At 62.4% G+C, this 22,887-nt stretch carries 23 protein-coding genes and 1 pseudogene; 16 read left to right on the forward strand and 8 right to left on the reverse strand.

Annotated elements, in window-relative coordinates; all coding sequences use genetic code 11:
* Positions 1-121: 121 nt before the first annotated feature.
* Entirely contained in the window at positions 122-2,728 is a 2,607-nt protein-coding gene (locus tag NKI08_RS09835; RefSeq protein ID WP_352768684.1) for a S8 family serine peptidase, read from the reverse strand.
* 556 nt (positions 2,729-3,284) lie between these two features.
* Between NKI08_RS09835 and NKI08_RS09840 the strand changes: the two are divergent.
* From NKI08_RS09840 to NKI08_RS09850, 3 genes and pseudogenes are all read left to right on the forward strand, one after another.
* Positions 3,285-3,614, forward strand: a pseudogene (locus NKI08_RS09840) (DUF2200 family protein); the annotation flags it as partial.
* A gap of 466 nt (positions 3,615-4,080) precedes the next feature.
* The gene (gene fabI, locus NKI08_RS09845) at positions 4,081-4,902 is read left to right on the forward strand and encodes an enoyl-ACP reductase FabI (RefSeq protein ID WP_352449903.1); all 822 of its coding nucleotides are present in this window, start codon (positions 4,081-4,083) and stop codon (positions 4,900-4,902) included.
* Positions 4,903-4,933: 31 nt separating this feature from the next.
* Positions 4,934-5,521 (forward strand): histidine phosphatase family protein, encoded by a 588-nt coding sequence (locus NKI08_RS09850; protein WP_352456876.1) that lies wholly within the window; start codon positions 4,934-4,936, stop codon positions 5,519-5,521.
* A 63-nt stretch (positions 5,522-5,584) separates the two neighbouring features.
* Here NKI08_RS09850 and NKI08_RS09855 read toward each other — a convergent pair whose 3' ends face one another.
* Positions 5,585-5,848, reverse strand: coding sequence for a DUF1344 domain-containing protein (locus NKI08_RS09855; RefSeq protein ID WP_023716902.1), 264 nt, complete (start codon positions 5,846-5,848; stop codon positions 5,585-5,587).
* Positions 5,849-6,123: 275 nt separating this feature from the next.
* Here NKI08_RS09855 and aroC point away from each other — a divergent pair, with 275 nt between their 5' ends.
* Positions 6,124-7,224: a chorismate synthase gene (gene aroC, locus NKI08_RS09860; protein WP_352768688.1), complete on the forward strand. Its 1,101-nt coding sequence runs from the start codon at positions 6,124-6,126 to the stop codon at positions 7,222-7,224.
* Between the two features lie 152 nt (positions 7,225-7,376).
* Positions 7,377-8,477, forward strand: coding sequence for a 3,4-dihydroxy-2-butanone-4-phosphate synthase (gene ribB / locus NKI08_RS09865; RefSeq protein ID WP_352449900.1), 1,101 nt, complete (start codon positions 7,377-7,379; stop codon positions 8,475-8,477).
* 58 nt (positions 8,478-8,535) lie between these two features.
* On the opposite strand, the gene NKI08_RS09870 is transcribed toward ribB, so the two are convergent.
* On the reverse strand, positions 8,536-9,759 hold the full coding sequence (locus tag NKI08_RS09870; RefSeq protein ID WP_352768691.1) for an MFS transporter: 1,224 nt from the start codon (positions 9,757-9,759) through the stop codon (positions 8,536-8,538).
* A 118-nt stretch (positions 9,760-9,877) separates the two neighbouring features.
* Here NKI08_RS09870 and NKI08_RS09875 point away from each other — a divergent pair, with 118 nt between their 5' ends.
* The 7 genes from NKI08_RS09875 to NKI08_RS09905 all read left to right on the forward strand — a co-directional run bounded on the left by NKI08_RS09875 (position 9,878) and on the right by NKI08_RS09905 (position 15,650).
* Positions 9,878-10,531: a TetR/AcrR family transcriptional regulator gene (locus NKI08_RS09875; RefSeq protein WP_352470664.1), complete on the forward strand. Its 654-nt coding sequence runs from the start codon at positions 9,878-9,880 to the stop codon at positions 10,529-10,531.
* A 132-nt stretch (positions 10,532-10,663) separates the two neighbouring features.
* Positions 10,664-11,590 carry a histone deacetylase family protein gene (locus NKI08_RS09880; protein ID WP_352768694.1) on the forward strand — a complete coding sequence of 309 codons (927 nt, stop codon included), beginning with the start codon at positions 10,664-10,666 and terminating at the stop codon, positions 11,588-11,590.
* Between the two features lie 3 nt (positions 11,591-11,593).
* Positions 11,594-11,845: an exodeoxyribonuclease VII small subunit gene (locus NKI08_RS09885; RefSeq protein ID WP_031211056.1), complete on the forward strand. Its 252-nt coding sequence runs from the start codon at positions 11,594-11,596 to the stop codon at positions 11,843-11,845.
* A gap of 109 nt (positions 11,846-11,954) precedes the next feature.
* On the forward strand, positions 11,955-12,221 hold the full coding sequence (locus tag NKI08_RS09890) for a DUF2277 domain-containing protein (protein WP_023716908.1): 267 nt from the start codon (positions 11,955-11,957) through the stop codon (positions 12,219-12,221).
* Positions 12,222-12,230: 9 nt separating this feature from the next.
* Entirely contained in the window at positions 12,231-13,151 is a 921-nt protein-coding gene (locus tag NKI08_RS09895) for a pirin family protein (protein ID WP_352768697.1), read from the forward strand.
* An 81-nt stretch (positions 13,152-13,232) separates the two neighbouring features.
* On the forward strand, positions 13,233-15,146 hold the full coding sequence (dxs, locus tag NKI08_RS09900) for a 1-deoxy-D-xylulose-5-phosphate synthase (RefSeq protein WP_023674120.1): 1,914 nt from the start codon (positions 13,233-13,235) through the stop codon (positions 15,144-15,146).
* A gap of 210 nt (positions 15,147-15,356) precedes the next feature.
* Entirely contained in the window at positions 15,357-15,650 is a 294-nt protein-coding gene (locus tag NKI08_RS09905; protein WP_352768701.1) for a hypothetical protein, read from the forward strand.
* A gap of 27 nt (positions 15,651-15,677) precedes the next feature.
* Here the strand turns inward: NKI08_RS09905 and NKI08_RS09910 are convergent, their stop codons facing one another.
* Entirely contained in the window at positions 15,678-16,079 is a 402-nt protein-coding gene (locus tag NKI08_RS09910) for a GFA family protein (protein WP_352768703.1), read from the reverse strand.
* 175 nt (positions 16,080-16,254) lie between these two features.
* On the opposite strand from NKI08_RS09910, the gene NKI08_RS09915 reads away from it, so the two are divergent.
* The 3 genes from NKI08_RS09915 (at position 16,255) to NKI08_RS09925 (ending at position 18,719) form a co-directional block, all read left to right on the forward strand.
* Positions 16,255-17,034 (forward strand): TlyA family RNA methyltransferase, encoded by a 780-nt coding sequence (locus NKI08_RS09915; RefSeq protein ID WP_352768706.1) that lies wholly within the window; start codon positions 16,255-16,257, stop codon positions 17,032-17,034.
* Positions 17,031-18,272 carry a class I SAM-dependent RNA methyltransferase gene (locus tag NKI08_RS09920; protein WP_352768709.1) on the forward strand — a complete coding sequence of 414 codons (1,242 nt, stop codon included), beginning with the start codon at positions 17,031-17,033 and terminating at the stop codon, positions 18,270-18,272. Before NKI08_RS09915 ends, NKI08_RS09920 begins: the two co-directional genes overlap by 4 nt.
* A 75-nt stretch (positions 18,273-18,347) precedes the next feature.
* Positions 18,348-18,719 carry an antitoxin Xre/MbcA/ParS toxin-binding domain-containing protein gene (locus tag NKI08_RS09925; RefSeq protein ID WP_352768711.1) on the forward strand — a complete coding sequence of 124 codons (372 nt, stop codon included), beginning with the start codon at positions 18,348-18,350 and terminating at the stop codon, positions 18,717-18,719.
* Positions 18,720-18,773: 54 nt separating this feature from the next.
* On the opposite strand, the gene NKI08_RS09930 is transcribed toward NKI08_RS09925, so the two are convergent.
* The 4 genes from NKI08_RS09930 to NKI08_RS09945 form a co-directional block, all read right to left on the reverse strand.
* The gene (locus NKI08_RS09930) at positions 18,774-19,163 is read right to left on the reverse strand and encodes a type II toxin-antitoxin system VapC family toxin (RefSeq protein ID WP_023674128.1); all 390 of its coding nucleotides are present in this window, start codon (positions 19,161-19,163) and stop codon (positions 18,774-18,776) included.
* Complete coding sequence (locus NKI08_RS09935) at positions 19,150-19,425, reverse strand: AbrB/MazE/SpoVT family DNA-binding domain-containing protein (protein ID WP_352449889.1); 276 nt, start codon at positions 19,423-19,425, stop codon at positions 19,150-19,152. Before NKI08_RS09935 ends, NKI08_RS09930 begins: the two co-directional genes overlap by 14 nt.
* Positions 19,426-19,566: 141 nt before the next feature.
* A complete protein-coding gene (gene tldD, locus NKI08_RS09940; protein ID WP_352501957.1) occupies positions 19,567-20,979 on the reverse strand; it encodes a metalloprotease TldD in 1,413 nt (470 codons plus the stop codon).
* 127 nt (positions 20,980-21,106) lie between these two features.
* Positions 21,107-21,631 carry an invasion associated locus B family protein gene (locus NKI08_RS09945; protein ID WP_023674131.1) on the reverse strand — a complete coding sequence of 175 codons (525 nt, stop codon included), beginning with the start codon at positions 21,629-21,631 and terminating at the stop codon, positions 21,107-21,109.
* A gap of 371 nt (positions 21,632-22,002) precedes the next feature.
* Here NKI08_RS09945 and coxB point away from each other — a divergent pair, with 371 nt between their 5' ends.
* Entirely contained in the window at positions 22,003-22,881 is an 879-nt protein-coding gene (gene coxB / locus NKI08_RS09950) for a cytochrome c oxidase subunit II (RefSeq protein ID WP_352456886.1), read from the forward strand.
* The last annotated feature ends 6 nt before the right edge of the window (positions 22,882-22,887 follow it).

Consider the following 22,887-nt stretch of genomic DNA (forward strand, 5'->3'; position numbering starts at 1 on the left):
GACGACCCAGTCTAGACCTAACCAAGCATAACGCCACACAGAAAAGTACATGGTTGAAAGTCGCCGACAGAGTCAACCTGTGGTAGATTCGATCTTCGCATTATGGGCGCATGGACAAAATTCACTTCTCCGCCTGGAACCGCAGGCTAAAGCCGCCAATGAGAATAGCCTTCTCGCCTGTCAGCTCCTCCTGGGACAAAGTCACAATGCCATCGCCGGCTGTTGGCTTGTCGATAGTCAACGCAGCACGGACCTCCTCCAGCGGCTTCATCTGGAACGGCTTTCCGACAGGATACGGCTCACTGGAGACCTTCCAACCGGCAGGTGCCGTCAAGCGAAGTTCAGTCTGTATTGGCCTGTCGAAAGGATTCCTCACGAGAAACCGCTCGACGAGAGAGTGGATCGTGCGCAGGTTCGCATAGTTACGATGCGTCACGTTGTTGTCGCTCGGCGTTATCCCATCAACGAAGAAGCTCGCCTTCGAAGCCTGTGAGATCGGATCCTGCGGCGAATCCACCATCGCCAGTAGGCAGAAATGATTTGAGAGCGCCTGGTGAACAGGGGGCGCCGGAAAGTCGAACTGCGCGATCCGGGCGGCGTCGCCACTCGTCATGGCGACCGAGGCACCCGAATAACTAAGGTTCGATACCACACAGGTCGAAGCATTTGTGGCGGCGCAATTGAGAGGATGCCATTGCGAGGTATCCGCCGAGTCTACAGGAAACAGCGACCAGAAGTCGTTTGGCAGTGGCGGGAGCGCCGTGCCGAACTGCGCCCAGTGCAGCTTGACCGTCGTAGTCGTCGCTGTCTGCGGGCCGCGATTGCGCACGCGAACATAGACCCTGTTAATGTCGCCGTTGACCGCACTCGGGGTCTCATCGGAGAACACCTCGAACGTCGCCGCAGCCGGCGCCGGCTGATACGGAGGAGCGTCGACCTTGATATCCATGCTCTCCCAATGACCGATGGTGCCGCTTCCTGCACCGAAGAGCGTGTTGCTTGGTTGCTCGGTGTTGCCCCAATCGAGCCGGTTGTCGCGCAGGAAGATGTCCACCCCGGCACGACCGTTTGGTGCAGCAGCGACCACGCGCACGGCTTCGAATGCGTTGACGCGCCCCCAGGCGTGTGTCGGATCGCCGGACACGGGAGCGCTGTAGCCGTTGCCGGGAGCATAGGCGCCAGCCGCGTCGTCAATCTTGTCCGCCGTGTCCTGTAGCAACCGCTGAACTTGTAGACGAGTGAGTGCAGGACTCGCTGTTAGGACCAGTCCAGCTACTCCGGCCGTCAACGGTGTCGATGACGAGCTGCCGATGAAGCAGTGCGTGTAGTCGAGCGCGGAAGGATCTTCCGCGCAATCGGGGTCGGGGAGCATGCTGTTGTACCCAGCAGGCCCCAGCATATCGGTCGTCGTGATCCACAAGGTGCCTTTGCCGGAAGAAATGGTCGTCGTCCACGCGGTCGGGGCCATGAGATCCATGCAATCGCCGAACGAGGGACTATCATCGACGAGATCGAGGTTGGTCGAACGGCCGATGGCAATGAGGCTACCCAGGGACGGAAGGCGCGTGGGGCCGCAGTCGTTGCCTGTGCTGTTGCGCATGGCAATTAGAACAACGCTGCCAAGTCCACCACGGCCCGTTGTTGCGGCGCTGTTCAGCGCATTGACGATTGCCGGAATGGGGGTAGCTGCCCAGCTGTTCGATATGATGGCGGCCCCGCTACTTGCCGCATAGCCGATCGCGTCGCCAATCGCCGCAGTACTAGGCGGGATGCGGATAAGCATCAGACTGCATTCCGGGCAGCTGCCACTGACACCGATCGAGTTGTTACCCCTTGCTGCCGCTACCCCGGCGGCCGAAGTCCCGTGCCTGCCCTGCTGGGTCAGGTCAGAAGGGTCGTTGTCGTTGTCAACAAAATCCCAGCCATTGACGAGATTGGGCTGCAGATCGGGATGCATCACGTCGAACCCGAGATCTATGATGGCGATTGTCGTCGCGGCCGAGCCGCGCTCGATGGCCCATGCCTGCGGGGCGTCGATGTCAGCATCGTGCGTACCGCTCTCTTGCCCCGTGTTTTGGTGATGCCACTGATCGCCGAACAGGGGATCGTTCGGGATCATTTGTTGGGGCTCGAGAATCATGATGAAGTTCGGATGCGCAAAGTCGACGAGATCAGCCATCGACTGGAAGCGCGAACTAAGCTGCAAGGCATCGCCCTTCGAGGCCTCCTCCACCCGCACGATGAACTGGTTCGGGTAATAGTCGCTGGCCTTCGCAATCGAGGCCGCCTGCTGGGCGACCAACGTGTTGATCCGCTCGACCGATACTCCGGGTTTAAACTGGATGATGATCTCGTCCGTGACGATTAGCGGATAGTCGAGCCCTGGCCCCGTCACCACAAATCCCGATTGCGCGACCACCGGATCGTTTTCACGTTTTATGCCAAGGGGAAGCTGGGCCAGTTCGGATCGGTCGGCCTCGCGGCCAATGTCGAGGAGATACACGCCGCCCGGCAGCGCTTGCGCGATCTTGTACCCGCGGCGACCCGCGAAATCCTTGATTTGATCCGCTGTCGTCCCGTCCTTGACGAGGATGCCCAGCCTGTCGAGACTAAGCGTCAGCGGAACCTTCTCGCCTTGTAAGTCCAGGAAATCTGTCGGTTGCTGAGCCCGCGTAGCGCCGCAGGCAAGCAGGACGGCAATCGCTCCAAAAATAGCGAGGATTCGCATGGTTTTCCCTCCGCGCGCCGGGCGAAAGGTTGCGCAAAGCAGCCTCCCAACCTCGGACGAAACTTGCGATAGTTAACAGGGTCTGGATCTTCGACGTCCAGCAAACCGAGCCAAAATAGCTCACTGTTCTGCCCAAGTATAGCTGTTCTAAGTTGCAAAACTTCTACCCACTAATTTCGCTTCTCAATATTTCGATAACCTGTGAAACATCTGGCAAGTGGGGCGCAATGCCGATGTAGGCTACACGAAGCCGCGCCGCGGCGGATCGCCAACTGGTGATCCTCGATCCTGAAAAATATGAGTTCCCATACTTCAACAGGTCGCGCCGCCCAGCCCAAAACCTCTAGCCGGCACGACCCTGGCCCGACCTGGCTTGTGCTCTTTTTTAGGCCGATGCCCATTTTAGCAGGCACAATGACTTGCCCGCAATCTGAGCAGCGACTTATGCCCCACTCGAATCCTAGGTATATGCGACCCTAGCAAGCTACAACGTGGGAAGACGCTACCCGGCGGCCTCTCGAACTGAAGCTGGTGGACCGCCTGGAGTTGAGGACGCATGAACAACAACCATCGCATCTATTCGGTGAGCGCGGGGAGCGTCTATCCACATTAATGTGCCCAAGGCGGAGAAGAGGAGAAGAAGGGGCGCAGGAAGGCTGAGGTCGATGAGATCATCCGCTGGCTAACCTGCCACAGCCAGGAGACGCTGGAGAAGGAATTGGCCAAGAAAACCAACTTCGAGGATTTCTTCGCGCAGGCGCCGCAGATGATCACCGGCGTGATCTGTGGCCTGCGTGTGCAGGATATCGAGGAAAGCACGATGCGCGAAATCCGCTATTTCGACAAACTCGTAGACGAACTCGCCAAGGGAAAAGCGATTGAAAAGTCTTGCGCCGGTAGCCGGGCCAATTGTCCGCGCTGGTGCGAGGCATACATCGCGCGACCGCTTCTGGCGCAAACGTGCCGCCTCGGCCTGTTTGCTCGGCCTGTCCGTTTTTAGGATGCGGCATCGTTTGCTAGACGACCATTATGCACCGCAAAGCGGTCGTCCACGGCCCAAAGTATGGAAGTCGGCTTGGGGTCATGAGCGTGACTTCGGGCGCTGGCCAACGAAACTTCCGCCAAAGGGTCATCTTCCGCCGTGCCACACGGACAGCAAGTGTCGGATTTGCCCACCGGCCCACGACCGCAAGGTAAAGGCACTACAGCGTCCTTTGCGCCGCCCAAAGGACGCGCGGCTCTGTAGACCAGCGGCTTTGTCCCCCGAACTGTCCGCTTTGAACGCTTGAAGGGGCACTGTGGCTGTGCGATAGGCACTCCACAAAGTAGAGAACCTTGCGGAGAGCGCTGACATGGCGGGTGGACGGGGCCTTATGGCCGGCAAGCGCGGTCTTATCCTTGGCATCGCCAACAATCGCTCGATCGCTTACGGCATCGCCAAGGCCTGTGTCGACCATGGCGCCGAGATCGCGCTGACCTATCAGGGCGAGGCGTTCAAGAAACGCGTCGAGCCGCTCGCGGCGGAACTGGGCGCGCATGTCGCCGGCCATTGTGATGTGACCGACCCGGCCAGCCTCGATGCGGTGTTCGAAAATGTCAGCAAGCACTGGGGTGGCAAGCTCGATTTCCTCGTCCACGCCATCGCCTTTTCCGACAAGGACGAACTGACCGGCCGCTATGTCGAGACGACGCGCGACAATTTCCTGCGCACCATGGATATTTCGGTCTATTCCTTCACCACCATCGCCAAACGTGCCGAGGCGCTGATGACCGACGGCGGCTCGCTGCTCACGCTGACCTATTACGGTGCGGAAAAGGTGATGCCGCACTATAACGTCATGGGTGTCGCCAAGGCGGCACTCGAAGCCAGCGTGCGCTATCTCGCCGTCGACCTCGGCGCCAAGAAGATCCGCGTCAACGCGATCTCCGCCGGCCCGATCAAGACGCTTGCCGCATCCGGCATCGGCGATTTCCGCTATATCCTGAAATGGAACGAATACAATTCGCCGTTGAAGCAGACGGTCACGCAGGAGGAGGTCGGCGATTCCGGCGTCTATTTCCTGTCCGACCTTTCGCGTGGCGTCACCGGCGAGATCCATCATGTCGATTCCGGCTATCATGTCGTCGGCATGAAGGCGGTCGACGCGCCGGATATTTCGACGGTCAAGGACTGACGCCACCGCCTGCCCTCTTCCGGAAGACCTGATGTACCCGCTCGTCTATATCGTGCGCCACGGCCAGACGGCGTGGAACGCCGAGGCCCGGCTGCAGGGGCAGGCCGATACCGACCTCAACGAGCTCGGCCGCGAGCAGGCTAGCCGCAACGGGCGCAGGCTGGCCGAACTCATCGACAAGCCCGAAGATTTCGATTTTGTCGCCAGCCCGATGCGGCGCACGCGCGAGACGATGGAGCGCCTGCGCGCGGCGATGAAGCTCGATCCGCACGCCTATCGCACCGAGCCGCTGCTCGTGGAATTGAGCTTTGGCGACTGGCAGGGTTTCACTTTTGCCGAACTCGAGGCGAACAATCCCGGTTCGACCAGGCGCCGCCGCCTCGATAAATGGAATTTCCAGCCGCCCGGCGAGGGCGCCGAAAGCTACCAGATGCTGCTCGAACGGGTGAAGCCGTGGTTCGACGCGCTCGATCGCCAGACGGTCTGCGTGACCCATGGTGGCATCATGCGCGTAATGTTCCGCTTGGTACTTGGGATGTCCGAACAAGATGCGGTCAGCATGGAAGTGCCGCAGGATCGCGTGCTCAGACTGGATGGCCGGCGCCTGGAGTGGCTTTGAGACCGATGACGTAGCGTATGTTGAGATCAGGTCGGGCCGGCATCAGCTGAATATCGACGCGTCCTACTCGGTCGATCCGGTGTCCGGCAGTTCCATGTCGGTGACGACGTTCTCGCCATTCGTCACGTCGTAGGCGAGGACGATGTCCATGCCTGGCTTCAGCGCATCGAGGTCGGTTTCGGCGTTCAGCTTGTAGGACTTGCCGTCGTCCAGCGTCAGCGTCAGCGCATCCTTGTCGACCTTCTTGATCAGGCCCTCGGTCTGGCCGGCGAAGGCGGCGGTGGAAATCAACAGCGTGGCGGCAACAGCGCCAATCAGGATACGCATCATCGTCCTCTTTAATCATTGCCGGTACAGCGGCTCCGTCCAACGGAACGGAACTGAGCAGAAACCAATCGAATGTGTCAAAACTACATCCGCGGGATCACAGTTTGACCACTGTGGAAAACGCCAATAGAAGGCAGGCGACAGCGCCGCGCGTCCTCCTGGACGCGCAAGGGACGCTGTAGCACTTTTGATTTTGTGCATGATCCTTTCCGAAAATCGCTCCGATTTTCGGGGTCATGCGCTAGGCCGGCTCCGACGCCGGCAGGGCTGGTTCCATGTCGCACAACACGTTCGGCCATCTTTTCCGCGTCACCACCTGGGGCGAAAGCCATGGGCCGGCGCTGGGCTGCGTCGTCGACGGCTGTCCGCCAGGCATCCGCTTCACTCGCGACGAGATCCAGGCCGAACTCGACAAGCGCCGCCCCGGCCAGTCACGTTTTGTAACGCAGCGTCGCGAACCTGACGAGGTCAAGGTCCTGTCCGGCTTCATCCTCGATGAGGACGGTGAGACGATGGTCACCACCGGCACGCCGGTGTCGATGCTGATCGAGAACGTCGACCAGCGCTCCAAGGACTATGGCGACATCGCCCGCCAGTTCCGGCCGGGCCATGCCGATTACACTTACGAGGTCAAATACGGCCTGCGCGATTACCGCGGCGGCGGTCGCTCCTCGGCGCGTGAGACGGCGGCGCGGGTGGCGGCCGGGGCGCTTGCCCGCAAGGTCGTGCCCGGCATGGTGGTGCGCGGCGCGCTGGTGTCGATGGGCGATAAATCGATCGATCGCGCCAATTGGAACTGGAATTTCATCGGCGACGCCGAAAACCCGTTCTTCACGCCTGATCCGGCGTCCGTCGCCGTCTTCACCAAATATCTGGACGGCATCCGCAAGGCGGGCTCCTCGGTCGGTGCGGTCATCGAGATCGTCGCCGACGGCGTTCCGGCGGGGCTTGGCGCGCCGATCTATGCCAAGCTCGACCAGGACATCGCCGCCGGCCTGATGTCGATCAACGCCGTCAAGGGCGTCGAGATCGGCAACGGTTTCGAGGCCGCCCGCGTCACCGGCGAGGAGAATGCCGATGAGATGCGCATGGGCAATGACGGCAAGCCGGTCTTCCTGTCCAACAATGCCGGCGGCATCCTCGGCGGCATCTCGACCGGCCAGGCGATCGTCGCGCGTTTCGCCGTCAAGCCGACCTCGTCGATCCTGACGCCGCGAAAGTCGATCGACAAGGACGGTAACGACGTCGAGATCATGACCAAGGGCCGGCACGATCCATGCGTCGGCATCCGCGCAGTACCGATCGGCGAGGCGATGGTTGCCTGCGCCATTGCCGATCATTATCTGCGTCATCGGGGACAAACGGGAAGGGAGTAGGGGAGTAGGGGAGTAGGGGAGTAGGGGAGTAGGGGAGTAGGGGAGTAGGGGAGTAGGTTACGCAGCTCCCACGACTGCATTTTTTCCTTTTCCCTACTCCCGTACTGCCCTACTCCCTTACTCCCCTGTTCCCGCGAGCGAAGCGAGCACTTATGCCTTACGACCAGAAGAAGATCGTCGAAGCCCTGCGCGCCTTCGAGCGCGGCGAGATCGTCGTCGTCATGGACGATGACGGCCGCGAGAACGAGGGCGACCTGATCGTAGCCGCCGTCCATTGCACGCCGGAAAAGATGGCGTTCATCGTCCGCAACACGTCGGGCATCGTCTGCACGCCGATGCCGCGCGAGGAAGCAAAGCGGCTCAACCTCTCGCCGATGGTGGCCGACAATGATTCCGCCCACACCACTGCCTTCACCGTCAGCGTCGACTTCAAGCACGGCACCACGACCGGCATTTCGGCCGACGACCGCACGCTGACGGTGCGCAATCTCGCCAACGGCAATGTCGGCGCCTCCGATTTCGTTCGCCCCGGCCACATCTTTCCGCTGATCGCGCGTGAAGGCGGCGTGCTGATGCGTTCGGGCCATACCGAAGCCGCTGTCGACCTCTGCAAGCTCGCCGGCCTGCCGCCGGTCGGCGTCATTTCCGAGCTGGTCAACGATGACGGCACCGTCATGCGTGGCCCGCAGGTGCAGGCCTTCGCCGAAAAGCACGGGTTGAAGCAGATCTCGGTTGCCGACCTTATCGGCTACCGGCAACGCAAGGAAACGCTGGTCGAGCGCGTCGCCTGTTCCGACATCGAGACGCCGGGCGGCAAGGCACAGGTCTTCACCTACACGCTGCCCTGGGACTCCATGCATCACGTGGCGGTCGTCTTCGGCGATATCCGCGACGGCGTCGAGGTGCCGGTGCGCCTTCATTCCGAGGACGTGGTCAGCGACGTCTTCGGCACCAGCCACAGGCTGGACGCCATCATGAAGGCAATGGGCGAGCGCCAACGCGGCGTCATCGTCTATCTGCGCGAAGGCTCGGTCGGCGTCGCCCATCAGGAGCGCAAGCGGCCGGCTGCCGGCGACCGCGAGGACCATGAAGAGGCGCGCCGGCGCGAGAACGAATGGCGCGAGATCGGCCTCGGCGCGCAAATCCTCAAGGATCTCGGCATTTCCTCGATCAATCTGATCGCCTCGCGCGAGCGCCATTATGTCGGCCTCGAAGGTTTTGGCATCCACATCGCCAAGACCGAGATTCTTTAGGCCATTCTCACGATGCTGGTATGCGTCCGGCCCCGCCTCGGGCCGGACGCACCGGAAACTATTCCGCAGCGACCGCGGCTGTGTCGCATGCAGCCATGTCGCAGTCCGACGCGACAAGGCTGCGCTGGCCGGCGAGCACGATGACCAGCGCGATTGTGCCCGATGCCACCGATACCCAGAACCCGTTCTGCGCGCCGAAAGCGTCCACCACCCAGCCGGCGGCGAACGAGCCGAGCGCCATGCCGATGCCGATGCCGGTCATCACCCAGGTCACGCCTTCGGTCAGCACCGCCTCGGGCACGCGCCGCTCGATCAGGCCGAATGCTGTGATGAAGGTCGGCGAGATTGCCACGCCGCTGACGAAGACGGCCAGTGCCAGCAGCGGCACGGTGTCGGCGACGAGCAGCGGCAGCGTGGTAAGCGCAATGATGGCGATTGCGATGGCAAGCTGAATCTGCAGCGGCACTTTCAGGTTCAGGGCGCCGATGATGATGCCGACGACGAACGATCCGAGCGCGTAGACGCCGATGACGAAGCTGGCGGCGCCCGGCTGGGCAAGCTCCTTGGTAATCGCCACGGTGCTCACCTCCGTGGTGGCGAAGGTCGCGCCGATGAAGATCAGGGCCAAGGTGATGATCTGGACCGGCCGCAGGCGGATTGCCGAGCCGCCCGAACCGTGTTCCACCGGTCGGGCTCGCGGTTCGGTCGAGCGCTGCAGGATGAAGGCCGTCGAACCGAAGGCGAGGAACAATGTGCTCGCGAGCACTCCTGCTTCCGGGAAAAGCGCGACGCTCAGTCCGACCGACAGCGATGCGCCGGCGATGTACACCAGTTCGTCCGCCGCCGACTCGAAGGCGAACGCCGTGTTCAACTCGGGGCGGTTGCGAAAAATCTCGGTCCAGCGTGCGCGCACCATTGCCGCTATGCTGGGCATGACGGCGGCGAGCAGCGCCGAGACGAATAGCGTCCATATCGGCCAATGCTGATTGGCCGCTGCAATCAGGATCGCAAAAGCGAGCGTGGAAATCATGGTGGTCGGCACCACAATCCGCGTCTGGCCCAGGCGGTCCACGAGTCGCGATACCTGCGGGGCGACGAAAGCGTTGGCAAGCGCATATGTCGCGGAGACGGCACCGGCCAGCCAGTATTCGCCATCGGTCTGCGACAGCATCGCGACGATCCCGATCGGAGCCATGGCCATCGGCAGCCGGGCAACGAAGCCGGCGGCGGCAAAGCCCTTGGCGCCCGGCGCCCGAAAGATCTGGGAATAGGGATTTTGCATGGTCTGGTTCCTCGACAACGGCCGGTTCGGCGATTACATACGTGGCGTATGAGTTTAAATAGATCATACGCGGCGTATGTCAATTGGCATACGAGACGTATGTTAATAGGGCCAGAGCATGCATAGACCACGCAAGGAGATGATTGCCGAAACCCGCGCCAAGCTGATCGGAGCGGCGCGCCAGGCCTTCGGCACGCTCGGCTATGCCGAAGCCTCGATGGATGACTTCACGGCATCGGCCGGGCTGACGCGCGGTGCGCTCTATCATCACTTCGGCGACAAGAAGGGCCTACTCCAGGCGGTTATCGCCGAGATCGACGCCGAAATGGCAGCCCGGCTGAAGGTCGTTTCGGCCAAGCCGGGCAATCTCTGGCAGGGCTTTGTCGACGAATGCACCGCCTATATCGAGATGGCGCTGGAGCCGGAGATCCAGCGTATCGTGCTTCGTGACGGGCCGGCGGTGCTCGGCGATCCATCGCAGTGGCCAAGCCAGAGCACATGCATCCGCTCTATGACGGAGAGCCTGCAAAGACTGAGCGACGAAGGGACAATTCTCGCCGTCGATCCCGAAGCCGCGGCAAGGCTGGTCAGCGGCGCCTCGTTGCATGGGGCGCAGTGGATCGCAAATTCGAACGATCCCGAAGCGACGTCGAAGAAGGCAGTGAAGGCGTTCAAGGTTCTTCTGGAAGGGCTGCTCAATCGCACCGGCAAGCTGCCTAAGCCTGATCGATCGTCAGCGAAGCAGCCCCAGATTGACCGATCACCGGCCTGAGGTCATTCTTTCGCCGATCCGAGGCGGCTCGCGGTGGGCTCAGCCGACGCCGGTTGCCTAAACCCTGTTGAACATCGCCTCACCAGCGCGCGAAAACATGGCCAAAGCGGCGAGGCGCGCCTATATCGGGGCATGGTCACGCGACTTTACACCCACCCGGTTTTCCTCGAGCACATAACACCGCCCGGTCATCCGGAGCGCCCGGACCGTTTGCGCGCCATAGAGCGTGTGCTTGACGACGAGGCGTTCGCGGCGCTCGATCGCGTCCAGGCGCCGGAAGGCAACGAGGCAACCATCCTCTACGCACATCCGCCCGAATTCGTCGAACGGGTCCGTGCAGCGATACCGGACACCGGCATCGCCCGTATCGATGCCGACACCACCGCCAGCCCGAAGAGCTGGCAGGCGGCCGTGACCGCGATCGGCGCAGCCAACGCCGCGGTCGACGACGTCTTCACCGGCCGTGCCGAAAACGTCTTCGTCGCCGCACGGCCGCCCGGCCATCATGCCGAAAAGACCACCTCTATGGGTTTTTGCCTGTTCAACACCGCCGCGATCGCGGCACGCTACGCGCAGAAGAACCATGGCGCCGACCGTGTCGCCGTCGTCGACTGGGATGTACATCACGGCAACGGCACGCAGGACATTTTCTGGGACGATCCATCGGTGCTCTATTGCTCGACACACCAGATGCCGCTTTACCCGGGAACCGGGGCTGTGAGCGAAACCGGCGCCGGCAACATCGTCAACGCGCCGCTGGCGCCGCAGAGCGGCAGCGATAGTTTTCGCGACGCCTTTCTGTCACGCATCCTGCCGGCGCTCGACAATTTTGCGCCCGATCTCATCATCATCTCCGCCGGTTTCGATGCCCACCACCGCGATCCGCTGGCCGAGATCAACCTGACTGAGGATGATTTCGACTGGGCGACCGGCCAGTTGCTCGAACGAGCCGGGCGCCATAGCCGCAACCGGCTCGTCAGCGTGCTCGAGGGCGGCTACGATCTGCAGGGATTGGCATTTTCAGTCGCCGCCCATGTCGGGCGGCTGATGAAGGGATAGATGATGGCTGGTGAGACCAACGAGGACGTCAAGGCGATGAGCTTCGAGCAGGCGCTCGAGGCGCTGGAGAGGATCGTCGACGATCTGGAGCGCGGCGACGTTCCGCTCGACCAGTCGATCCGCATCTACGAGCGCGGCGAGGCGCTGAAGGCGCATTGCGATCGGCTGCTGAAGGCGGCCGAGGACAAGGTCGAGAAAATCAGGCTGTCGCGTGACGGCAAGCCGGTGGGGACAGAGCCGTTGGACGCGGATTGAGGCGCGGCGTCGAACGACAATTTTGCTTACCGGCTTTGGACATCATCACGATTGAGGGTAAAACTCATCCCGTTTGAAACGGCTCCAGGACGAGAGGAGATTGCGAAGGATGTGCAGAAACATCAAGACCCTGTTCAATTTCGATCCGCCGGCAACCAATGACGAGGTCCGCGATGCCGCACTTCAGTTTGTCCGCAAGCTGAGCGGAACGACGCGGCCGTCGAAACAGAACCAGCATGCGTTCGACCATGCCGTCGAGGCCATTGCCGCCTCGGCGCGCGAATTGCTCGACAGCCTCGAGACGACGCAGCATCCGCGCAATCGCGAAGAGGTGGCGGCCAAGGCGAAGGCCAAATCCGCACTTCGCTTCGCCTGAGGGGACCGCGTGAGCTTCTTTCCCGGAAACGATCCGCAGATGGGCGATGCCTTCGCCAGCGATCAGATCGAGCTGATGGTCATTCCGAATGCCAAGGATATTGGCGGATTTCAGGTTCGCCGCGCCTTGCCGACGGCCAGGCGCCGGCTGGTCGGACCTTTCATCTTCTTCGACCGCATGGGTCCAGCCGTTCTGCGAGCGGGCCAGGCGCTCGACGTGCGTCCGCACCCACATATCGGCCTGTCTACGGTGACTTACCTGTTCGACGGCAAGATCAGGCACCGCGATTCGCTCGGCACCGAGATGGTAATTCAGCCCGGCGATGTGAATTTGATGACCGCCGGCCGTGGCATCGTCCATTCCGAGCGCACGCCGGAAGAATTGCGCGGCACGCCGATGTCGGTTTCCGGCCTGCAGACATGGCTGGCGCTGCCGGACGGCAAGGAGGAGGTCGCGCCGGTTTTCGAGAACACCGCAGCCCTGCGCCTGCCCGAAGTCGAGGCCGAGGGGGTCAGCGGCCGTGTGATCATCGGTGCGTTTTCCGGACTGCGCTCCCCGGTCGCCACCGCTTCGGACACACTTTATGCCGATCTCAGGCTGGCGCCGGGTGCCGGCGTGAAAATCCCGGCCGATGCCGAGGAGCGCGCCATCTATACGCTGGAAGGCGAGGTTTCGATATCCGGTGACCGCTTCCCTGCCGAGCGGCTGCTGGTCTTCCGGCCCGGCGACGAAATCGTTGTCTCATCGGAACGCGGCGCCCATTTCATGCTGTTTGGCGGCGCCTCGCTCGGTTCGAAACGCTATATCTGGTGGAATTTCGTATCGTCCTCAAAGGAACGCATCGAGCAGGCGAAAGAAGAATGGAAGACAGGCCGCTTCGATATCGTTCCTGGAGACGAGCAAGAGTTCATCCCGCTGCCCGAAAGCTGATGCGCGTTACCGCCACATTTACATTCGCCGGCCAGCGGCATATTTCACGATGAACAGAAAATCTGACCAGGCTCGCAAACAGTGAACGCAAAGCCCGATACGCCGCTTCTCGACAAGGTCCGCGTCCCAGCCGATTTGCGCACGCTTGCCGAAGGCGACCTGCCGCAGCTTGCGTCAGAGCTTCGCGCCGAACTGATCGACGTCGTTTCCCACACCGGCGGCCATCTCGGCGCCGGCCTTGGCGTGGTCGAGTTGACCGTCGCGCTGCACTACGTCTTCAACACGCCGGACGACCGGCTGATCTGGGACGTCGGCCACCAGGCCTATCCGCACAAGATCCTGACCGGCCGCCGCGATCGCATCCGCACGCTGCGCCAGGAGGGCGGCCTGTCCGGCTTCACCCGTCGCGTCGAGAGCGAATACGATCCGTTCGGCGCAGCCCACTCCTCGACCTCGATTTCAGCCGGCCTCGGCATGGCGATGGCGCGCGATCTGTCCGATGGCCGCAACAATGTCATTGCCGTCATCGGCGACGGCGCCATGTCGGCCGGCATGGCCTATGAGGCGATGAACAATGCCGGCGCACTCGATGCCCGGCTGATCGTCATCTTGAACGACAACGATATGTCGATCGCTCCGCCGACCGGCGCAATGAGCGCCTATCTGGCCCGTCTGGCGTCGGGCAAGACCTATCTGGGCTTGCGCGATTTCGGCAAGAAGCTGACGTCGTATCTCGGCGAGCGCGCCGATCGCGCCATCAAGCGAGCGGTCGAGCATGCGCGCGGTTACGTCACCGGCGGCACGTTGTTCGAGGAAATGGGGTTCTACCACATCGGCCCGATCGACGGTCACAACCTCGAGCACCTGATCCCGGTGCTGAAGAACGTCCGCGACAATGCCGACGGCCCGGTGCTGATCCACGTCGTGACCCAGAAGGGCAAGGGCTACGCCCCGGCCGAGGCAGCGGCCGACAAATATCATGGCGTCAACAAATTCGACGTCATCACCGGCGCCCAGGCCAAGGCGCCCGCCAATGCGCCGAGCTACACCAAGGTGTTTGCCGAAAGCCTGATCCAGGAGGCCCGAGAGGACGACCGCATCGTCGCCATCACCGCCGCCATGCCGAACGGCACCGGGCTTGACCTGTTCGGCGAGGCGTTTCCGGCGAGGACCTTCGATGTCGGCATTGCCGAGCAGCATGCAGTGACCTTCGCCGCCGGCCTTGCCACGGAAGGCTTCAAGCCTTTCGCTGCGATCTACTCGACCTTTCTGCAGCGCGCCTACGACCAGGTCGTCCACGACGTGGCGATCCAGAAATTGCCGGTGCGCTTTCCGATCGATCGCGCCGGCTTCGTCGGCGCCGATGGTGCCACCCATTGCGGCGCCTTCGACACGACCTTCCTGGCGACGCTGCCCGGTTTCGTCGTCATGGCCGCGGCCGATGAGGCCGAGCTGCGCCACATGGTACGCACCGCTGCAAGCTACGATGACGGCCCGATCGCCTTTCGCTACCCGCGCGGCAACGGCGTTGGTGTCGAGATGCCGCAACGCGGCTCGGTATTGGAGATCGGCAAGGGCCGGATCGTCAGGGAGGGCACCAAGGTTGCGCTGCTTTCCTTCGGCACCAGGCTGCAGGATTGCCTGGCCGCGGCCGAGGAGCTTGGCGCGGCCGGGCTTTCGACCACGGTCGCCGATGCCCGTTTTGCCAAGCCGCTCGACGAGGACCTGATCCGGCGGCTGGCCCGTTCACACGAGATACTGGTGACGGTGGAAGAGGGCGCGGTCGGCGGCTTCGCCAGCCATGTGCTGCAGTTCCTGGCCCATGAAGGGCTGCTGGAGAGCGGCCTGAAGGTGCGCCCGCTGGTGCTGCCCGACACATTTGTCGACCATGCCAAGCCGGAAAAGATGTATGCCGATGCCGGGCTGGACAGCGCCGGCATCGTGCGCACAGTGTTCGTGGCGTTGGGGCATACCGCGCAGGCCCAGCGCGCTTAGCTGTTAGACGCATTCCGGCGACGCCGAAGCGATTCAACTTGGCTGCAAGATGCCAGTCTGAATCAAAATCTCAACTGCTTGAATCAAATTGCCGGCGCACAGTCGTAACATGCTGTTTACGCTGTCGTTTGGCGATTTGCTTACCGTGTCCTTTGGCCGTTCTTCAACGCTGCCCTGCTAGAAGGCAACCAGGCAGGTGAAAGAAGACCAATGAGATCGCTTTTGGGCGGCATTGCGCTTGCGGCCATCTTCGCCGCGTCGGCCGGGGCCGAAACGCGCTACGACCGCAAACTCGAAGAGGCGGTGATGGGCATCGTCGCCGGCAAGATCGGCGAGATCCGCGGCGGCTTCTCCTACAGGCAGGCGCCGCAATTTGTCGTCATGCCAGATACCTCACCGAAGGCGTCAATTTCCGTTGACCGGCCGCGCCCGCAGGTGTTCGGCGACAGCAGCGACGGTCTGGTGCCGGCCGTCGAACGGCGGGTTTCGCGGACCATATTCTAAAGCATGATCCCGAAGAGACTCTAGAGACTAGAACCACATGTCCCGCACACAGCGACCATCTCTCGGCAAATCCTCGAATGCATCGAGACCATCGAAATGGTCGATCGGGAGATCGGCGACGGCCTCGGGCGGCGCAAGCCTCACATTGACGGCGATGCGGTAGCGCCCAGCCGCATCGGGATGCAAACCGCGCCAGGCCAGGACGCAAGCGCAGGTTGGGCAGAAGAGAATCTCAAGCGAAGGATGAGCCTTTCCGACGCGCCGATAGGCGCTTACGGGCCCGGCAAGGCGGATGCGTTCGTCGACATGGTCATAAGTCCAGAGCGTGCCGTAGCGACGGCAAAGTGTGCAATTGCAGGCAGTGATCGAACCGGGATCGCCCTCCAGGGTCCAGTGGGCTGCGCCGCAGTGGCAGGTTCCCGTCAGCATGTTTCCTCCTCCACGTTTCGACGGCTAAACGGCATCTCTTTCTTAGCATTGCGTCGGATCTCGTGCGAGGTTCGACAAACAGCGGAGTGGCTTGATGCGTTCACCCGTTTCCAACTATGCATTGTCTCATCGCCAATATCCTTGCCATCATCGTTGGCATTCGCCATGAAGGCCGATGACTTCCCTTCCGCCAGCCAGCATACGCCAGCGGCTCGACGAATTGCTCGTCCAGCGCGGTCTGTTTGCCAGCCGCTCGCGTGCCCGCGACGCGGTCGAGCGCGGCACCGTGACGATCGATGGCATCGTCGCCCTCAAGCCGGGCCAGGCCGTTCTGCCTGAGTGCAACATTGTCGTTGACGATCCGGCGCAGGGTTACGTGTCGCGCGCCGCACTGAAGCTGAAGGCTGGTCTCGACCATTTCGCCCTCGACCCCACCGGCAGCGAAGCGCTCGATGTCGGCGCCTCGACCGGGGGCTTTACGCAGGTGCTGCTCGAACGCGGCGCGGCGCATGTCACCGCGATCGATGTCGGGCACGGCCAGATGCACTCCGACATTGCCGGCGATCCGCGCGTGACGGTAATTGAAGGCCTGAATGCGCGCGAACTGTCGGCCGCCGATCTCGGCGGCCGTGTGCCGGATTTCATCGTCTCGGATGTCAGCTTCATATCGCTGAAACTGGCGCTGCCGCCGGCGCTTGCCTTGGCCAGGAATGGCGCAAAAGCTGTGTTTCTGGTCAAGCCGCAATTCGAGGCCGGCCGCGAGGCGATCGGCAAGGGCGGCCTGCTTAAGGACCCCTATGATGCGGCGCGCATTGCCGGCCTGATGCAGGACTGGCTCGATGCCATTCCCGGCTGGCGCTCGCTGGGGCTTCATCTGTCACCGATAGAGGGCGGCGACGGCAACCGCGAGTTCCTGCTCGGCGGCATCAAGGACGTCGAGACCCAGAAGCGATGAGCACCCGTTTCACGATCGCAAGGTTGGGCTCGCAGGGCGACGGCATCGCCGAGACGGAAACCGGCGAGGTTTTCATTCCGTTCGCGCTGCCGGGAGAGGTCGTCACCGCCGCGCGGGAGAAAGATCGCGCCACCTTGATGTCGGTCGTTGAGGCTTCGCCGTTGCGGGTCGATCCGCCGTGCCGGCATTTCGGCGCATGCGGCGGCTGCGCCGTCCAGCATCTCGAGACTGAAGCCTATCACCGGTGGAAGCGCGAAAAGGTCGTGCATGCGCTGAAGAGCAAGGGCATCGCTTGCGATGTCGGGGCGCTGGTGCCGTGCGCGCCGCACACGCGCCGCCGCGTCGTCTTCACCGCCCGGCGGAGCGAGGCGGGAATGCAGTTCGGCTTCGTTCGCGCGCTGTCATCCGAGATCATCTCGATCGAGGAATGCCCGATCTCGGCGCCGCAGATCGTCGCTGCGCTCGACCGTTTGAGGATGCTTGCCGGACTGATCTGCACCACGACCAAATCGTTCCACATGGCGGTGACGGTGACCGGTTCCGGCCTCGATGTCGCGGTTCACGATTCCGGCAAGCTCGGCGAGAACCAGCGCCGCGTCGCTTCCAACTTCGTCATCGCCGAGGGGCTAGCCAGGCTGTCGGTCGACGGCGAGGTCATTATCGAACCAAACAAACCGGTCGTCCTGTTTGGTGGCGTCGCCGTCGCAGTGCCTCCGGGCGCTTTCCTGCAGGCGACCGAGGCTGCCGAACAGGCGATGGCCAACATTGTCGGCCAGCATTTCGCGCGCGCCAAAAAGGTCGCCGATCTCTTCGCCGGCTGCGGCAGCTTCGCGCTGCGCCTGGCCGCAAGATCGGAGGTTCACGCGGCGGAAGGCGATGCGGCGGCACTCGCGGCGCTCGACCGGGCATTCCGTTTCGCCAGCGGCCTGAAGCGGGTGACCGGCGAACGTCGCGACCTGTTCCGGAGGCCGCTCACATTCAAGGAGTTGAATGCCTTTGACGGCGTTGTCTTCGACCCGCCTCGCGCCGGCGCCGAGGACCAGTCGAAGCAGATCGCGCGCTCCGACGTGCCGCTCGTCGCTGCGGTGTCTTGCAATCCGGTAACGCTGGCGCGGGACCTACGCATCCTCATGGACGGCGGCTATACCCTGAAGAGCGTGACGCCGATCGACCAGTTCCTGTGGTCGCCGCATGTCGAGGCCGTGGCGCTGTTGGAGAAGCCGAGACGAAGGCGCTAGCAGCCAGGGCCTGAAACGCGCACCAAAAAAGCACATTTTTAGCGCACGTCGTTCAGACTGTGCTAGGGAATTGCCATGAGCACCGCAGCCTTCGAAATTTCGCCATCGTGCTTCGGCGAGGAGCGGGCGCCGTTTCTCTCGCCAAGGCGGATCGCTGAACTGCTAAGGGTCAATATGACAGAACTGGCGGGGCTGACCGGTCTCGCGCGCAACACGCTTGCCGCCAAGTCCGGTGCGCGCAAGGTCGACGCCGCATTGAGTCCCATCGTCCGTATCCTGGCGATGGCCGGCGAGATGGCCGGTGATGAACATCGTGCGGCGATCTGGTTCAAGCATCAGCCGATCCCCGGTTGGGCCGGAAAGACCGCCTACGATCTGGTTCGCGAAGGCAAGACGGACAAGGTGCTTGCCTATCTGGAGGCAGTCCGCTCCGGCATCTATGCCTGAAACCAGGCTGACCCTGTGGCGCGCTTTTGTGCCGCGCTGGGCCGCTGTGAGCTGCTATGCTTCTTGCACGCGTTCGTATCCGGCCGCCTTCGCGGCCCTGACGAACTTGCGGTCAAAAGTCGCGAAGCCAGCGCAGTGAGCGGACTTGCCCAGATGCAGCGCATCAGCGAAATCCAACCCCTGTTCCGAGAGGTCGAGCGCGGACGACACGACCGCCCCGTCTTCCACCTCTACCGTGGGAAGCCCGCTAAACACCCGTAGCGTACGGGCGATTTCAAGCGGCGCAAAACCGTAGGCGCTGCGCAACACCCATTCGACTTCCAGCATCACCGTGACGGCGACAAAGACCGGCTGGCTATCGATCAGCGCCCGGGCGCGGGAAGACTGCGACGGGTGATCGCCCGTCAGGTAGCGGACGATCAGGTTGGTATCAATTGCGAGCATGGCGCCGCCGCGCTTCGGCGAGCACGCCCGCGTCCATTTCCTCCAACGTCTTCGGCCTGCCACTATAGCGCAGCGATCCAAACACGTCCTCTGGCCGTGTCTCGGCGAAGACTGGCGCAGGCTTCAGTAGCACGCCCTCCGGGGTATCCTCGACCAGAAGGCGTGTGCCGGCATGCCATTCCCTCCGTTTCCGGATCGCGCTGGGCAGGATGACCTGTCCCTTGGTCGAGACCGTAGTTACGAGCTTTTTTGCGGCAGCCATCTCGGCACATCCTTAGGTGTAAGACGAATGTAAGATAGTCGAAGCTCTCCGCAAATTCAAGGCGCAAGCTACTCCTACTTCAAGGCAGTGGGCGGCGGGGATTGGTTGTTCCGGAGCGGCGATAATTCGGCGTCAACTCCATCAAACCCTGGTGCCGCCGACTGTCATCTGGTTCATCCTGAGATGCGGCTGGCCGACGCCGACCGGCACGCCCTGTCCGGCCTTGCCGCACATGCCGATGCCGGTGTCGAGCTTCATGTCGTTGCCGATCATCGCCACACGATGCATGGCATCCGGCCCGTTGCCGATCAGCATGGCGCCCTTGATCGGTTGCGTCACCTTGCCGTTCTCGATCATGTAGGCTTCGGTGCAGCCGAACACGAACTTGCCCGAAGTGATGTCGACCTGGCCGCCGCCGAACGACACGGCATAGATGCCGTTCTTGACCGAGGCGATGATCTCGTCCGGCTCCATGTCGCCCGCTGTCATGTAGGTGTTGGTCATGCGCGGCATAGGCTCGTGCGCGTAACCTTGGCGTCGCCCGTTGCCGGTGGCTTTCATGCCCATCAGCCGGGCGTTCTGGCGGTCCTGCATGTAGCCGACCAGCTTGCCATCGTCGATCAGCACGTTATGGGCCGATGGCGTGCCCTCATCGTCGACGGTAAGCGAGCCACGCCGCTCGGGCAGGGTGCCGTCATCAACGACGGTGACGCCTTTCGCTGCCACCTGCTGGCCAAGCAGGCCGGCAAAGGCCGACGTCTTCTTGCGGTTGAAATCGCCTTCCAGCCCGTGGCCGACGGCCTCGTGCAACATGACGCCCGGCCAGCCGCTCGACAGCACGATGTCGAAAGTGCCGGCAGGTGCTGGAACCGCTTCGAGATTGACCAGCGCTTGCCGCAATGCCTCCTTGGCCGCGTGCCGCCAGCTGTCCTCGATCAGGAATTCACCAAAATCCTTGCGGCCTCCCATGCCGTAGGAGCCGCTCTCCTGGCGGTCGCCGTCGCCGACCACCACCGACACGTTGATCCTGACCAGCGGACGGATGTCGCGCACCATCTGGCCGTCGGCGCGCATGATCTCGACATGCTGCCAGGAGGCGGCGAGCGACGCCGTCACCTGCCTGACGCGCGGATCCTCGGCCCGCAGCCATGCATCGATTTCCTGAAGCAGCTTGGCCTTGGCCTCGAAGGAAGGCGAGGGGATAGGGTTTCCGTCGCCGTAGAGGTGGCGGTTGGTGCGGGCAGGCGCTGCGGCAAGCGTGCCGGAATAGCCGCTCTTCACCGTCGAAACGGCATCGGCGGCGCGCAGCAGCGAGGCTTCGGAGAGATCGCTGGAATGGGCGTAGCCGCTGGCTTCGCCGGCGACGGCGCGCAGGCCGAAACCCTGGTCGGTGTTGAAATTCGCGGTCTTCAGCTTGCCATTGTCGAACATCAGCGATTCGCTTTCGCTATATTCGAGAAACAGTTCGCCGTCGTCGGCGCCGTTAATAGTCTCGGCAACGATTTGCTTGATGCGATCGTCGGAAATGTCAAATTGGCCGATCAGGCTGTTCATGGCAGGTCCATTCGCAGGAGGATTGTTTCCCACGATGTAGGCGCGAAGGCCCGCACAGACAATCTGAAATGAGATTTGCCGTGACCTCGGCCGGTCAACATCACTGGATCGTGCTACAAGACCAGTCTCAAGGCAGGGCGGCGAAGCCGTCGGCGAAACCCTTGAGGTCGACGGGAATGCCGATGCCCTCTTCCGGCGTCTGGAAGACGATGAAGGTGGCGGACGTACCGGTCTTCAGCGTGTCGAGCAGCGGCTTTTCCAGGATGACCTCGGCATAGCAGCCGTCCTGGAAACAGCGCACGAAATAGGCGCGGCCGATATCCTTGCCGTCGACATTGAGGCCGAGGCCGTTGGGCAACAGCACGCCGAGCGGCGCCAGCACACGCAGGATTTCGGCCTTGTTGTCGGCTGTGCGCAGCACGACGACGGAAAGCCCCATTTCCGGGCGGTCCTCGGCGACGACGTTCTGCATCATCACGCATTGTTCGGACGTAGCACCGGCGGGCGTATCGCAGATGATCGACCACGCCCCATGCGTTGACTTCACCGTGCCGCTTGGCTGCGCGGCATTGGCCAGGCCGGCGCCGGACAAGGCTATTGCGGCGGCAACAAAGATGACCTTCGCCAAGGTTCTCGAAAGCCAAGGGTTCATGACGGCTCCATTGCGAATCACGGCACTTTAAGCCGCACTAAACCCAAGTAAAGGACGAGACCCCGGCGATCTGCCCCGACACAGGCAACAATGCGCTTTTCCGTGCCAATTTCGCCCTAATTGCGACGGTTCCGCGCGCCGCGCAGCTCATTCTACCCGGATGCCGCTCTGGTGATTCGCGGCGAGCCGTCACCGCACGAAGCCAGCGCCGCGCTTGCGCGCAAAAATGCCGCACGGGTTCCGGCGCTCCTTTCTTGCGGAGGCAAATAGAGTATGGTTTGAACCAGCCTTGAATTGTCCGGGATTCCCGTCCCGGCATTGTTCGACATTCTTGCGGTCCGATCGCGAGGAACTGGGAGATGACGAGGGCGATGAGAAAATTCCTGGCAACCGCCAAAATCGTAGCTAGTGCCGCCGCCACGTTGTTTGCCGCTGCATCCGCTCATGCAGCCCAGCCCCAACCTTGGGAAACCAGTTTTCAGCCTCCGGCGACCGACATTATGCGGCAGATCGAGTGGTTCGGGAACTACTCGTTCGCGTTCATCATTGTGATCACCGCCTTGGTGCTTTTCCTGATTGCCTACTGCATTTTGCGGTTCCGGGCGAGCGTCAACCCGACGCCGTCGCGCACCAGCCACAACACGCTGATCGAGGTCATCTGGACTGTCGGTCCCGTGGTCATCCTGCTCTGTCTCGCCATTCCTTCGTTCCAACTGCTGACCGCGCAATACACGCCGCCGGAAGAAGCCAAGCTGACCGTCAAAGCGACCGGCAATCAGTGGAACTGGGACTACGAATACCAGGTCGACAACACGCTTTCCTTTAATTCCGCGATCCTTCAGGATGCCGACAGGGCTGCTGCCGGCAAGGAAGATCGCGCCGAGTATCCGCGCCTGCTCGCCGTCGACAATGAGATGGTGGTGCCGGTCAGCACCATGACCCGCGTGCTGGTGACGGCGACCGACGTCATTCACGCCTTTGCCATGCCGTCCTTCGGCATCAAGACCGACGCGGTGCCGGGCCGCATCAACGAGGTCTGGTTCAAGGCCGACAAGGAAGGCCTCTATTACGGCCAGTGCTCGGAACTCTGCGGCAAGGACCACGCCTTCATGCCGATCGCCATTCGCGTCGTCTCCGATGCACAATACAAGACCTGGCTGGCGGCAGCCAAAACCGACCTTCCCGGCGCCAACAAGGCGCTGATGGCCGAGGTCGATGGCACGAACAAGGTAGCGGCCGCCGGCAATTGATGCCGC

Source organism: Mesorhizobium sp. M0768, from assembly GCF_040320195.1.
Lineage (GTDB): Bacteria > Pseudomonadota > Alphaproteobacteria > Rhizobiales > Rhizobiaceae > Mesorhizobium.

Excerpts from the sequence above, each read along its gene's own strand:
- NKI08_RS09835 (WP_352768684.1), bottom strand. The coding sequence starts at position 2,728 with ATGCGAATCCTCGCTATTTTTGGAGCGATTGCCGTCCTGCTTGCCTGC.
- fabI (WP_352449903.1), top strand. The coding sequence starts at position 4,081 with ATGGCGGGTGGACGGGGCCTTATGGCCGGCAAGCGCGGTCTTATCCTT.
- NKI08_RS09850 (WP_352456876.1), top strand. The coding sequence starts at position 4,934 with ATGTACCCGCTCGTCTATATCGTGCGCCACGGCCAGACGGCGTGGAAC.
- NKI08_RS09855 (WP_023716902.1), bottom strand. The coding sequence starts at position 5,848 with ATGCGTATCCTGATTGGCGCTGTTGCCGCCACGCTGTTGATTTCCACC.
- aroC (WP_352768688.1), top strand. The coding sequence starts at position 6,124 with ATGTCGCACAACACGTTCGGCCATCTTTTCCGCGTCACCACCTGGGGC.
- ribB (WP_352449900.1), top strand. The coding sequence starts at position 7,377 with ATGCCTTACGACCAGAAGAAGATCGTCGAAGCCCTGCGCGCCTTCGAG.
- NKI08_RS09870 (WP_352768691.1), bottom strand. The coding sequence starts at position 9,759 with ATGCAAAATCCCTATTCCCAGATCTTTCGGGCGCCGGGCGCCAAGGGC.
- NKI08_RS09875 (WP_352470664.1), top strand. The coding sequence starts at position 9,878 with ATGCATAGACCACGCAAGGAGATGATTGCCGAAACCCGCGCCAAGCTG.
- NKI08_RS09880 (WP_352768694.1), top strand. The coding sequence starts at position 10,664 with ATGGTCACGCGACTTTACACCCACCCGGTTTTCCTCGAGCACATAACA.
- NKI08_RS09885 (WP_031211056.1), top strand. The coding sequence starts at position 11,594 with ATGGCTGGTGAGACCAACGAGGACGTCAAGGCGATGAGCTTCGAGCAG.
- NKI08_RS09890 (WP_023716908.1), top strand. The coding sequence starts at position 11,955 with ATGTGCAGAAACATCAAGACCCTGTTCAATTTCGATCCGCCGGCAACC.
- NKI08_RS09905 (WP_352768701.1), top strand. The coding sequence starts at position 15,357 with ATGAGATCGCTTTTGGGCGGCATTGCGCTTGCGGCCATCTTCGCCGCG.
- NKI08_RS09910 (WP_352768703.1), bottom strand. The coding sequence starts at position 16,079 with ATGCTGACGGGAACCTGCCACTGCGGCGCAGCCCACTGGACCCTGGAG.
- NKI08_RS09915 (WP_352768706.1), top strand. The coding sequence starts at position 16,255 with ATGACTTCCCTTCCGCCAGCCAGCATACGCCAGCGGCTCGACGAATTG.
- NKI08_RS09920 (WP_352768709.1), top strand. The coding sequence starts at position 17,031 with ATGAGCACCCGTTTCACGATCGCAAGGTTGGGCTCGCAGGGCGACGGC.
- NKI08_RS09925 (WP_352768711.1), top strand. The coding sequence starts at position 18,348 with ATGAGCACCGCAGCCTTCGAAATTTCGCCATCGTGCTTCGGCGAGGAG.
- NKI08_RS09930 (WP_023674128.1), bottom strand. The coding sequence starts at position 19,163 with ATGCTCGCAATTGATACCAACCTGATCGTCCGCTACCTGACGGGCGAT.
- NKI08_RS09935 (WP_352449889.1), bottom strand. The coding sequence starts at position 19,425 with ATGGCTGCCGCAAAAAAGCTCGTAACTACGGTCTCGACCAAGGGACAG.
- tldD (WP_352501957.1), bottom strand. The coding sequence starts at position 20,979 with ATGAACAGCCTGATCGGCCAATTTGACATTTCCGACGATCGCATCAAG.
- NKI08_RS09945 (WP_023674131.1), bottom strand. The coding sequence starts at position 21,631 with ATGAACCCTTGGCTTTCGAGAACCTTGGCGAAGGTCATCTTTGTTGCC.
- coxB (WP_352456886.1), top strand. The coding sequence starts at position 22,003 with ATGAGAAAATTCCTGGCAACCGCCAAAATCGTAGCTAGTGCCGCCGCC.